The sequence below is a fragment of the Maribacter sp. 2-571 genome (assembly GCF_050589625.1).
Classification (GTDB): domain Bacteria; phylum Bacteroidota; class Bacteroidia; order Flavobacteriales; family Flavobacteriaceae; genus Pelagihabitans.
In genome coordinates, this window is record NZ_JBNGOP010000029.1 from 55,288 (window position 1) to 66,690 (window position 11,403).

An 11,403-nucleotide genomic window follows, 5' to 3' on the forward strand; every position below is an offset into this window, starting at 1 on the left:
GGGTTTTGTTATTCGGTTTCCCGAGCGATTTTAGAAACGGTTTCCAAGGCTTTTTCTTCTTGGTCGCGGTGCACAAGAAGTGTGATCTGGTCCAACATGGCACTACTAAAACCGGCCAGGCGTGCCGATTCGGCCTCATCTTTTACGATGGCGTCGATACCGATTTTTTGAAGTTCTCCCAAGATTCGTTTTCCCAATAGGTTATTTCCGCTGAATATTTGTACAAAGGTTTCGTCCATAGTTTTTGTATTGAAAAAGTTTAAACCCCTTTATTGTGTTATTGATACTATTTCAAGCTTAACGTGCCAAAAGATATTGATTTCTACAGTTTTCAAGTGGTACAAAAAACGTTTTTACCTCCGTTTTTTGTCTTTTTTGGGATACTTTTAGCGAATACCACTTCATTTAAAGACCCGCGTGCATTTTTCGATATGGGCATTGAATTTTTGAAGTGTTTTTGCCAGAACACTAATTTGTGCCCGCGCTTCGTCCCAATGCTCCTCTTCAATAGCTTCCCGTACTCCCGGTAGTGTTTTTACCCCGTAACCGGTATAAAATCCTGGGGCATAAATTTGATGTTTGTACCAAGGTCGTCGTGGTAGTCCTTGGTCGGAGGTCAGTGCCTGTTCCGCAAGTAACAATTGTCCGTTCAGTTTGCGTTTTTGTTTTTTGTCAAGTATGGTGATATCGATAGCGGTCAGGGTGGCAATACTCTTTTTTAAAGCTTCCAGTTCTTTTTGTATCGGACCAAAATCCAGATCGGGGACCACTTCTTTCTTTTTGGGTCTCACAAAGGTTTTTTTAGGATCGGCGGCCAACTCAAAGGCATGTTCCGAAACCAGGAAATTGTATTGTTCCACTTCCTTTTTTAAGGTAGTACATGATTTTACGATGTTCTCCAAATAACCGTTTACTGTCTCGTACCATGGTGCGAACGCAAAAGGTAAAATATCGGCATTGGCCATACGCATGGTAATTCTGCCTGCGGTGTTCGCCAGTGCTACCCCATAAGCAAATTCCGGATCTTTAAATCGTACATAATGCGGATAGGTGTCATAAATGGTATGGTATTCCCCTCCGGCATTTTCACCACCGTACCCTAGGTTGATGGACGCTATGCCCGCATGTTGTATGAAGGGGGTATAATCCGACCCCGATCCAAGGGCGTATAAACGAAATCCCGGTTTACGCCCTTTTACCAAGTTTAATGCTTTTTTGCGTTGCCCGACCGAAACGCCCGTCTGCGGATCTTTCACCACATTTGCCACCTCACCGACCATTTGTTGTAAGGAGTGCGACCCTCCTGCGTTGAGGAACCCGCGACCATTGCTATCGGAATTGATATAGGCGACTACTTTTTGTTGTAACATTTGCTTATGGTCCTCTACCCATTCCGTGGAGCCGATGAGCCCCGGCTCCTCGGCATCCCAAGCACAATATACTACCGTTCGTTTTGGCGTATTGCCATTTTTGGCCAGTTCGCCCAAAGCGCGTGCCTCTTCCATTAGGGCGACCATTCCGCTGACCGGATCATTGGCGCCATGTACCCAAGCATCGTGATGGTTCCCCCGCATGACCCACTGGTCGGGAAATTGACTTCCCTTTAGCGTGGCGATGACGTTATGGGCCGGTATTATGCTCCAGTTAAATTCCAAGGTCAGGTTCACTTTGGCAGGTCCCGGACCTACATGATAGGTAATGGGAAGGCCTCCCGACCAACTTTTTGGCACTACCGGACCCTCCAAAGCGGTCAATAAGGGGAGCGCATCTTCGTAAGAAATGGGCAATACCGGAATTTTGGTAATGGTCGGCGCTTCTTTGCGATCTAGCCGTTCCGCATTTTTTGTGGCCGCATAGCCCGGTGTCAGAACATCGCCGGGGTAAGTGGGCATGTCCATGACCGATCCCCGCTGTACCCCGGTCTTATTTTTAAAGGGGCCTTTTGGGTATACATCGCCACGTACATAGCCATCGTCCTTGGGATCGGAGTAAATGAGACAGCCGATAGCACCTTTTTCAGCGGCCAGTTTTGGTTTGATTCCCCGCCACGAACCCTGATATTTTGCAATGACAATTTTTCCTTTCACATCGATTCCCAGTTTTTCCAAGGTTTCATAATCTTCGGGGATACCGTAATTTACAAAGACCAGATCCGCGGTGACATCACCATCCGTGGAGAAGGCATTATAACTGGGCAACAGTGCATCACCTTGCCCGGTATAGGGGTCTCCCGCTACCGGTACGGCCGTCAATTTGGCGGTGTAAGGTGTTGGTTCCGTCATTCGCACCGAGCGGCGTTTTGGATAGGGGAATAAAATATGATAGGTTTCAATTTTGGTGTCATACCCCCAGGCCGTAAATTGCTTTTTTAACCATTCGGCGTTTTTGCGACCGTATTCCGTACCGACCCAATGTGGCTCGGCAGCCATTTTTTGCATCCAAAGGTCCAGATTTTCCGGGTTCAATTGTGCCTCAAAAGCAGCTTCGAGCTGTAACTGTTTTTGGGAGGTTTCGGGCGTAAACCCGGTAAGGGTACCTTGCGCGTTCAAGGAAATGGCAAGTCCTACAAAAAAAAGAAAGCTAATACGGGTCATAATGGTGGTTTTAAGCATGAAGGGGTTTCAAGGTTTTCTTTTACTTACTTCCCAAGGCATCGGGGCCCCAATTTGAGCGCTTCGTTTGCCATTTTAGAATACCGTGGCCAGGGCTATGATGTTAAAAAAGATTTCATCAACGCCTAAAAATCTTCATTTTTGGTTCCAAACTAAAAGCGTAACCTCCTTCGGTTAACAAGGTACTTCTTTTTTAGATTTTGCCACTGTTTTCTAAAGTAGAATCCCCGAGCAAGCTGCTTTAAACAGTTGTTTCCGAGCTAGTATTTTCGTAAATAATTGCATAGAGACAAAGTGATTTTGGGGACATCACCACATGCTCGATCACTGATGTCTAATTTTTATTGAAAAAAAGAGCGATTTTTTGTAACCTATTCCAATCATCACCACTCTAAAACGAGAACAATACTTTTTTAAAATCAATAGCATGAATACCAATAGGAAACTTTTTTTACTACTTTTTTTAGGGATACAGATCGGTACGGCCCAAACCCCGGCCTTGGAACAAACCTTTGATACATTGGTAAACCCCTTGTATGAAGAAAATGGTCCGGGCCTGGTGGTATTGGTGGCCAAAGAAGATGTTATCCACTACAGAAAGGCTTTCGGAATGGCCGATTTGGAATTGCAGGTGCCCATGCGCACCGACCATGTTTTTGAAATTGGCTCGATGACCAAGCAGTTTACGGCGGTATGTCTGCTCATGTTGAAAGAACAGGGGAAGTTGACCCTTGATGATACCATTGGCATGTATCTGCCCGATTATCCCCTAGCAGGAAGAAAGGTAACGCTTCATCAATTGTTGAACCATACCTCGGGAATCAAAAGTTACACGGAAATGCCGGGTTTGAACGTTTTTGCGCGGCAAGATAAAACGCCCACGGAGTTGATCGATCATTTTAAAAATGAACCTATGGATTTTGAGCCCGGAACCCAATGGCATTACAGCAATTCAGGTTATGTGATTTTGGGTTTCATCATTGAAAAGGTTTCGGGAATGGCGTATGCCGATTTTGTAAGGCAACATATTTTTGAACCGCTGGGAATGCATCGTTCCTATTATGGCAGTAAAACGGAGCTGATACCAAATCGGGCCAGTGGATACATGCCAACGAAAAATGGGTACCGCAATGCGGATTATTTGAGCATGAGCTTACCCTATGCCGCGGGATCTTTAATGTCTTGTGTTGATGATATGTTTTTATGGTTCCAGGCCATTCGCAAGAATACGTTGATTACCACTGAAAGTAAGGCTTTGGCCTTCGCCGATACCGTTTTGCCCAACGGAAAATCTACCCATTATGGTTATGGATGGCAACGCAACGAAATACTGGGAACACCGACCGTAGAGCATGGTGGCGGTATTTTTGGGTACGTGGCACAAGGGGTTTATGTACCTGAATCGGAAATTTACGTGGTGGTACTGACCAACCGGAACGGCAACTCCCCTCAAAATACAGCTATTCGTTTGGCGGCCCATGCCATGGGAACCCCGTTTCCCAAATCGGGGCAAGGGATTTCCCTAAAGAAAAAACAGCTCCAACGTTGGACGGGAACATATGTTTTTGACGAGGGCGTTCCCCATACCATCACCATGGTGGACGGTTCATTATACCGCACGGTGGAAGGGGAAAAGCCAAGTCCCTTGTTCCCCATATCGCAACATGAGTTTTACCGGAAAAATACGTTTGATCGGTATGTGTTCGAGAAGGGCGATGGGGTGAAAACGGTGCGCTTTTCCCAGCGGATAGTAAAGAAAACGGGGGCTGTGGTCAATTGAGCCTTATGTCTTCCTCTTTTCCAGTTTTATGAGGTTGGAATGCCCTTTTGCAATCATTCTGGTGCGCTCTTTATTCCATATTTCGCAAGAGGTGTTGATGATTTGGTTCCCATTTTTTACAATGCTTGCCCTGGCGATAATGGTGTCGCCTATTTTGCCCGCTGCAAAATAATCAACGGCCAAGTTTACCGTTGTGTACCAATGTTCCTTTCCCAAGGAAAACACTGCGGCCCCGACAGCGTCGTCAATAATGGCTGCAGTGGTTCCTCCATGAAGGATGCCCATTGGATTGGTCATTTCTTCCCGGATTTCATAAGAGAATTCCAAAACGCCCTCTTCGGCAAGCAATAGGGTAGGGTTCAACCAACGCATCAAGGGCGACATGGATGTTGTGGAATCTTTACCGATCAACGATTTGAACAGTTCTAGCGCTTTGTTCATGTAAACTATTTTTTAGCGGGTAAAAGTAACCAATTATACCCAATTCCATTGGGAAGCTATGAGGAACGGACATGAAGAATGTATGGGGGTTTTGATAGTCGTACATCCGTTAAAAAAAGTGCCGTGGCCCTCCATTTTTATGTTAAAACGCTCATAAACCCAAAGGTGCCCGCGCAACCGATGAAGGAAGCCGTTATCTTATTACCAAACGCTTACATTATGGAATGAGCCATAACAATTCTTGATACCAACCGAAATGATTATTGGCGAATTACATCTGACAATTAAAAAACAATAAATATTAACAGATGAAACGTCTCCTATCTTTTTGTATGCTTACCGTACTGATCTCCTGTTCAACATCGGAAAAATCCGGTAAAACCATTTCGATTCCCGCAAAGGGAAAAGATTTGCCCCAAAAATGGAAACTGACCGCGATGACCGGGATGATTGCCAATGTGCCTCCGATCAGCGGGAACGATATGGAATACCAAGAAGTTTTGTTGCTGCATTCCGATAGTACCTTTACCAAAACTAGAGAGCGGGACGGAAACATCATGGAAAGCTCCGGAGGTTTTGAAATTGTGGCCGAAACGGATGGCGATTATTTGGTATTATCGTATCCCGAAAAAAATGAACTGGTCGGTAACTGCTCCAATGAACCGAAAGAATGGTTCCGTTTTGATTCGGAAACGCAACTGGTGGGTACTTGGTGGGCCTGTGATGGTCCTGGACTCTTTTTTGAGCGTCAGGACTGATTTTCTGGTCGGTGCGGATTGAAAAACTATGGCCTTGGTAAAACGTTGAAGATAGAGGTTGGAGACCGCTAGGTTTTTTCGGGATCCTTTTCAATATCCTCCTTTTTATTCGGTTCGATAGACCGATAGATTTTCAGGATAAATTGTTATCGGCCAAAAATTTGCTCCTATAGCACGTTTTAAACTTCGGGAGTATGTTGGCGATTTTTTTTAGTATTTTTTTGTGGAGCCCGCGTATTCCTTAGGTAAATCGTACCGCTTAAATTCCAAACTTTTGGCTTGCAAATATTCCCAAATCAGGATGTTATTCTCAGCTTGTGAAAGCGCCGAAAATCCCTCTTGCGAAATACAAAACGTAAGAAACGCATCCACATCCGATTCCGCAATTCCCAAGCCGTCCGAGATGGTTTTCTTTGAAAACTTTGCAATGATTTCTTTTTCCAATCGTAAATCGGCATCCCGGGCGACCCTTGCTTCCAACAATCCGGTCCTTCCGGAAAGACGGTTCAATAATTTATGGGTATTGATGGTCAGGGCAATACCGTAGTAACGAACATACTTTCCTCTATCGGCCTCTATGAGCAATCGTTCGCCATAGGTCATCGGAACTACGTCGGCCTTTGGCAGGCCCAATGCTTTTGCGTTAAGGGTAGGGGCTAGATCTAGCCGTTTTAAATCCTGTGCTATCTTACCGCTTAAATTATAGGGGGTGACAACTACTTCGGATAAGTTGATTACATCTTCGATAAGTGTTACCTGCAGCGAATCCTTGCCCAACATGGATGTGGTTACCACAATTTCCTTGGTGCGGAACTGTACGGCCGAAAATCGAATCGAATCCCTCAGTTTGGCCTCGAGGGTGAACCGGCCCAGGGAATCCGTGATGGTCGACCTTTTGGAATTTAGGTTAACGACCAATACGTTGGAAATGTCGTTGTTGCGATTTTGAACGCTACCGCTTACTTTATTTTCTTGACCAAAACTGAGATCTGGGTCTAGAAAAACAAGCAAAACACAGCACACTCCCAAAAAGGACGTTGATTTTGACACGTTTCAAATGGTATGGTGTCAGAAAAATATAAAACCTTTTTTGCTTAGGGACATGGCCGTTTAATAAACCTTTGTTAATTCGTAGTGGTTTGCCAGGTATAACTTTAATACCTAACCATTGAATCACTAGTGCAATATGTAGGGATATGGACCATGCTATTCCCCTCGGTGCAGTGAGTATCTCCTTTTGCTGTCGAACTCGTATAGATTTTCGCTTTTGATCACGTCAAAATGGGTTTTGATGCAACTTGGAGAGCAAAGTAATTGTTTGATAGTATTGCTATGTTGGTTGCGGGATTTGTTCCCGTCGTTTTCCGGTTACTCGATGATATAGGCTTTACCTCCAATGAACAACATATCGGTATCGATCACATTGTCTCCTTGGGCGCCAATGGCAAAGGACAGTTTGGTCGTACGTCCGTCATTATATCGGAAACTAATGGTGTGTCCCTCAATTTTGTAGGTACCGCTATCGGAGTTGTTTTTCCAAGCATCCGACCCCGCCGTAAGTATTCCGTTATTTTCGGAATGGGTAAAACGAGTGTCGTCCAAGAAGGTTAGTTCCGAATCGAATAGGGCCAGAAGACCGTTTCCAAAATCGCCTCCGGAAATTTTTTCATAGGTTCCCCGTAATGATAGGGATTCCTCGAAGGGAAAGGCGGGAAACCAATTTTTTGCATTTAGATCATAGGCGTTCGTTTTGCCATCGTTAGCGGTTAACATATAACGCTCTCCGGTTTTTTTCCACCTTCCCCAACGCTCCGCTTCCTTTTCCTTGGAACTGATAAGGTCCAGTTCCGCAATAGGAGTGGTGTTTACTTTATAATAGTCCCCGTTACCGAAGAGTACGAGTGGTTTAAAGCTTATGGCCCCGGGATAGGCGCCGACCGCCCTAAAGTACCAACCTTCAACCTTAGTTTTATCGGCATCTTTCTGGGAAAATACCGTACCGGCAACTGTCAAACAACAAAGCAATAAGCAAATTCGTTTCATAGGTGATGCTTTTTTTTAATAGGGGTTACAACGTGCTATCTGAAATTGGCCCAACCCCATACGCATAAAAAGATACCAAATTTTGCTGAACGGAACCAGGTCGAAATGAAATTTTGATCTGGCATTTGGACTTTAAAAAATAACTCTTTGGAAGCCATTGGCATCGGATACAACCCGCAGTGGGGGGTGTATCGCTTTTCTTACACCATTTTATCGCCAAGAATTAGGTGTGCCGGATTTCGATACACTACAGGGGTTTACGCGTAGTAGATTTTCTTATTTTTCTTTCTTTCCATTGCCGGTCAATACGCTTAAAATGCCACTTTTGATACTGTTCCAAACATAATTGAAGAACGATTTTGTAGCATCTCTTTCCGCCGAAATCGTACCGTAACGGTAGCCCTCTCCGTCACCCTTCGATTCTTTATCGATAAAAATGGAGAGTAAGGAGGTAAGCACCTTGTTGACTTCCCTGCCATTTTCTCTTAAAAGTGCAAATTTGAAATCGGTGTACTTCATTTTCATGGTGCCCCGGGATACGTAGCGGTCTCCACCAAAAGTAAAGTACATGTTTTGAATACTTCCGCTGGCCTTTGCGTTCAAGTTTGGTCTTAAAAAAAGATCGATCCTCGCCGCGGCCAACGAAACAATAGAGCCCTTGGCCTTAAAGGTACCCTTGTCATCGTTCTTATAAAAGGTAGTTGAGAAGGTTGTCGGTGCGCTGCCCATCAACGCTCCTTTCGTGGTCAGCACGATACTGTCTGTCGGTACTGTATTGTTGTTCAAACCGGTAATGCCACCTTCTATGGCATTAAAAAATAAACGGCCCGGGGCCTTTTTTCCGGGTAATTGCTCCTCATATTGAACGTATCCCTGTTTCCAACGGACCGCACCACATCTAAAGATGATGGGAACGTCGTCGATCAGGGCACTGTACATTTTTTTTATACGGTTGTTGTCGGCAACTTTTTTGTCACGGTAGAGATATAGGTGAGGTGCCGTAAGTTCCACGTCGCCGGTATGAAGGTAAAAGTCATTGCGAACGAAACCAAAGTCTATTGCGGATACGGTGAGCTTGTTGATGTTCAACCCAATATGGTCCCGCTCTTGCGTTAAAAGTTTTGATAAGGCCTTTTTGGAATATTTTGTGTTTAACCGAAGTGTATCGATCCGTAACGTTCTATTTTTTATCTCCATCCGGCCGAGGGTAAGGTTCTCGGTTTTATTAAGCCTTAAGAATAGGCTCTCAGCGGCCATTTCGTAGGAATGGAATACGACGGGAAGGGGGTTCCGTATTTGTTTTGGTCCGGTACGTACTCCCGTAATCGAAAAATCGATTCCTTTGGAATGCATAAGAAGGCTATCCCCATTTTCCTGAAGCATGGTAAATGTGGCGCGATGTACCACTATTTGGTCGATGTCGATGGTTTTCCGTAACTGGACGATTGCGGGAGACTTCTCCTTGTTCCGCGTTGTTTTAGCATATGGGTTATAGCTGATCTGGGGTTCGTTAAAATGAAGCTTTTCAAGTCGTATAGCGTTACGATAGAAAAAAGACGGATAGGACAGCTGCTTTAGTTGTAAACTCGGCATTCCGATTTTAGCATAGGTGATGTCATTCTCCCTGTTTTTTATCCTGCAGTCGACGTCGGATAAGGTAATCGACCCACTAAAAAGATTTACGGATATATCGCTATAGGCCAAGTAAATATGCTTTGGTAATTTACGTTCTAAAAAAGATGCCACACTGTGCTCGGCCCAGAATTGGGTTGCAAGCAAAAGCGCGCCCGATACCGACAAGAGAACGATGCTTATTTTTATCCAATGCTTTTTCATTTGCTAACGCCGTAAGGGTTTTGCATCGCCGTAGCTACGCAAAATGCTTTCAAGAAAAGCAAGTGGACAATGAACAAGTTGGAATGGCTCATTTTAAAGGTAAATCGGTATTTAGTTAAATACATACCCCAGTAGCCAATAGAATATAAAAAAAAGGATGACCACTCCTATGCAACCACACTTTCCTCCACCCATTTTTTTTGCTCCCCAGCCGGCCAAAACCGCTCTGATAATGTTTTTCATAGGTATTGCTTTACGTTAGATAAAGGTAGTCATTGAAAATTCCAAGATGATTCCATACCGGCAAAAGATTGACCGAAATGAAAAGAGGAAACGCTACCCATTTACAATGCTTGAGCTTATTTACAGTTTCTAGAGTTTACATAGTTCTTGGAGCAACCTTCACCATTCACAAAATATGGGCTAACCCATTATTTTGGAACATATAAATACGATCAACATTCCGGATACTCCTAGGACCAAGGTGCCTAGTGTTATGGTTTTATTGCCTTGTTTGACGTCCATACCGGTGAGTTGGGTAAGTACCCAAAAAAAACTGTCATTGGCGTGGGAGACAACCACAGATCCCGCTCCAATGGCAAGTACCGTCATGGTTCGTAAAAAGGGAGGGTCGAGTCCCAATTCGGGCAATATTGGGGCTACAATGGCAGCGGTCGTGATCAGCGCTACGGTCGAGGATCCCTGTGTGGTCTTCAAACAGGCGGCCAATACAAACGGAAGAAAAAGCCCGATTTTTAAATCCGAAAAATTTGTGGTGATCAAATCGGCAATACCCGAATTTTGAAGCATACTCCCAAAAATCCCTCCAGCTCCGGTAATCAGTATTATGGGAGCTGCGGTTTTTACGGCTTCCCCGAACCAACCGTTTGCGGCGTACACCTTGGCATCCAAGTTTTTTGGTAATAATAGGGAAAGTCCGACCCCAATCAATAAGGCAATTACGGGGGCGCCCAAAAAGGAGACGAAAGGGTATAAGGGGTGATCGCTTAGCGCAAGGTCGGGGTAATCGAAAATCGATTTTAATACGATCAATACAATAGGGACCACAATGGCCAATAAGGCGTTTGCCAACTTTGGACGATGGCCAGATGCCGTAACGGTTTCCATTGCAATGGGCAAATGTACCCTAGCGGCTACTTTTACAGCAAAAAAGTAACTGGGGATCAAGGATAAGGAGCTGACGATGATTCCCCAAAAAATAACACTACCCAAGTCTACTCCCAAAATACCGGCAGCTGCAATTGGCCCCGGTGTGGGAGGCACCATAACATGGGTCGCCATCAATCCCAAAGACAGGGCGACCGTAGTACCGGCAAAAGAACGTTTGGCCCTGTGGGAGAGCGCTTTGTTCAGCGGGTTCATCATTATCAGGGCGCTATCGGCGAACACGGGAATGGATAAAAGATAACCGGTAAGCAACATGGCGAGGTATACCGATTTTTCGCCGATCAGACCCAACATACGACTGGCGATGACCATGGCCCCGCCCGATTTTTCCAAAACGGTGCCAATGGCAACACCAAAGAAGATGAGCAGTCCAATTTTGCCCATGATCCCGCCAAAACCATCGTTTACCGAGGCGATAATGCGGTCTACGGACATTCCGCTGATAAAACCGTAGACAATGGCCGCCAATAAAAGCACAAAAAAAGGATGTATTTTCCATCGTACAATACCGATAACAATAAATACAAGGGCAATCAATAATGCTATTACATACAACATGGTGTCGGTTTTTCTTAAAAATAGGAATTTAATGGCTAAGCGCTTTATTCAATGGACAGCGAACAATTAGCAATGAACAATTAGTAATAAACAATAAGTGATCAGTAAAAAGTCAATAGTGTCCGGTTAATGTAATAGTAATCTTTGTAAAGACCTTAAAAATATACAAGTTACGGCCGTTCTTTGA

At 44.6% G+C, this 11,403-nt stretch carries 10 protein-coding genes and 1 pseudogene; 2 read left to right on the top strand and 9 right to left on the bottom strand.

Going from position 1 to position 11,403, the window contains the following annotated elements; all coding sequences use genetic code 11:
* Positions 1-8 precede the first annotated feature (8 nt).
* Positions 9-239, bottom strand: coding sequence for a DUF2007 domain-containing protein (locus ACRD7P_RS17515; protein WP_430908980.1), 231 nt, complete (start codon positions 237-239; stop codon positions 9-11).
* A gap of 162 nt (positions 240-401) precedes the next feature.
* Entirely contained in the window at positions 402-2,594 is a 2,193-nt protein-coding gene (locus ACRD7P_RS17520) for a M28 family metallopeptidase (protein WP_430908981.1), read from the bottom strand.
* A 445-nt stretch (positions 2,595-3,039) separates the two neighbouring features.
* Here ACRD7P_RS17520 and ACRD7P_RS17525 point away from each other — a divergent pair, with 445 nt between their 5' ends.
* Complete coding sequence (locus ACRD7P_RS17525; RefSeq protein WP_430908982.1) at positions 3,040-4,392, top strand: serine hydrolase domain-containing protein; 1,353 nt, start codon at positions 3,040-3,042, stop codon at positions 4,390-4,392.
* Between the two features lie 3 nt (positions 4,393-4,395).
* Here ACRD7P_RS17525 and ACRD7P_RS17530 read toward each other — a convergent pair whose 3' ends face one another.
* Positions 4,396-4,833: a PaaI family thioesterase gene (locus ACRD7P_RS17530; protein WP_430908983.1), complete on the bottom strand. Its 438-nt coding sequence runs from the start codon at positions 4,831-4,833 to the stop codon at positions 4,396-4,398.
* A 308-nt stretch (positions 4,834-5,141) separates the two neighbouring features.
* Between ACRD7P_RS17530 and ACRD7P_RS17535 the strand changes: the two genes are divergently transcribed.
* Positions 5,142-5,591: a hypothetical protein gene (locus tag ACRD7P_RS17535; protein WP_430908984.1), complete on the top strand. Its 450-nt coding sequence runs from the start codon at positions 5,142-5,144 to the stop codon at positions 5,589-5,591.
* 210 nt (positions 5,592-5,801) lie between these two features.
* Here ACRD7P_RS17535 and ACRD7P_RS17540 read toward each other — a convergent pair whose 3' ends face one another.
* The 6 genes and pseudogenes from ACRD7P_RS17540 to ACRD7P_RS17565 form a co-directional block, all read right to left on the bottom strand.
* Positions 5,802-6,641, bottom strand: a complete 840-nt coding sequence (locus ACRD7P_RS17540) for a carboxypeptidase-like regulatory domain-containing protein (RefSeq protein ID WP_430908985.1) — start codon at positions 6,639-6,641, stop codon at positions 5,802-5,804.
* A gap of 156 nt (positions 6,642-6,797) precedes the next feature.
* Positions 6,798-6,926, bottom strand: a pseudogene (locus ACRD7P_RS17545) (hypothetical protein); the annotation flags it as partial.
* A gap of 33 nt (positions 6,927-6,959) precedes the next feature.
* Entirely contained in the window at positions 6,960-7,634 is a 675-nt protein-coding gene (locus ACRD7P_RS17550) for a hypothetical protein (RefSeq protein WP_430908986.1), read from the bottom strand.
* A 276-nt stretch (positions 7,635-7,910) separates the two neighbouring features.
* Positions 7,911-9,470: a hypothetical protein gene (locus ACRD7P_RS17555; protein ID WP_430908987.1), complete on the bottom strand. Its 1,560-nt coding sequence runs from the start codon at positions 9,468-9,470 to the stop codon at positions 7,911-7,913.
* Positions 9,471-9,581: 111 nt separating this feature from the next.
* On the bottom strand, positions 9,582-9,713 hold the full coding sequence (locus ACRD7P_RS17560) for a hypothetical protein (RefSeq protein ID WP_430908988.1): 132 nt from the start codon (positions 9,711-9,713) through the stop codon (positions 9,582-9,584).
* A 180-nt stretch (positions 9,714-9,893) separates the two neighbouring features.
* Positions 9,894-11,216 (bottom strand): GntP family permease, encoded by a 1,323-nt coding sequence (locus ACRD7P_RS17565; RefSeq protein WP_430908989.1) that lies wholly within the window; start codon positions 11,214-11,216, stop codon positions 9,894-9,896.
* Positions 11,217-11,403: the final 187 nt, after the last annotated feature.

Coding starts and splice junctions, on each gene's coding strand:
- ACRD7P_RS17565 (WP_430908989.1), bottom strand. CDS start 11,216: ATGTTGTATGTAATAGCATTATTGATTGCCCTTGTATTTATTGTTATC.
- ACRD7P_RS17555 (WP_430908987.1), bottom strand. CDS start 9,470: ATGAAAAAGCATTGGATAAAAATAAGCATCGTTCTCTTGTCGGTATCG.
- ACRD7P_RS17560 (WP_430908988.1), bottom strand. CDS start 9,713: ATGAAAAACATTATCAGAGCGGTTTTGGCCGGCTGGGGAGCAAAAAAA.
- ACRD7P_RS17515 (WP_430908980.1), bottom strand. CDS start 239: ATGGACGAAACCTTTGTACAAATATTCAGCGGAAATAACCTATTGGGA.
- ACRD7P_RS17530 (WP_430908983.1), bottom strand. CDS start 4,833: ATGAACAAAGCGCTAGAACTGTTCAAATCGTTGATCGGTAAAGATTCC.
- ACRD7P_RS17550 (WP_430908986.1), bottom strand. CDS start 7,634: ATGAAACGAATTTGCTTATTGCTTTGTTGTTTGACAGTTGCCGGTACG.
- ACRD7P_RS17520 (WP_430908981.1), bottom strand. CDS start 2,594: ATGACCCGTATTAGCTTTCTTTTTTTTGTAGGACTTGCCATTTCCTTG.
- ACRD7P_RS17525 (WP_430908982.1), top strand. CDS start 3,040: ATGAATACCAATAGGAAACTTTTTTTACTACTTTTTTTAGGGATACAG.
- ACRD7P_RS17535 (WP_430908984.1), top strand. CDS start 5,142: ATGAAACGTCTCCTATCTTTTTGTATGCTTACCGTACTGATCTCCTGT.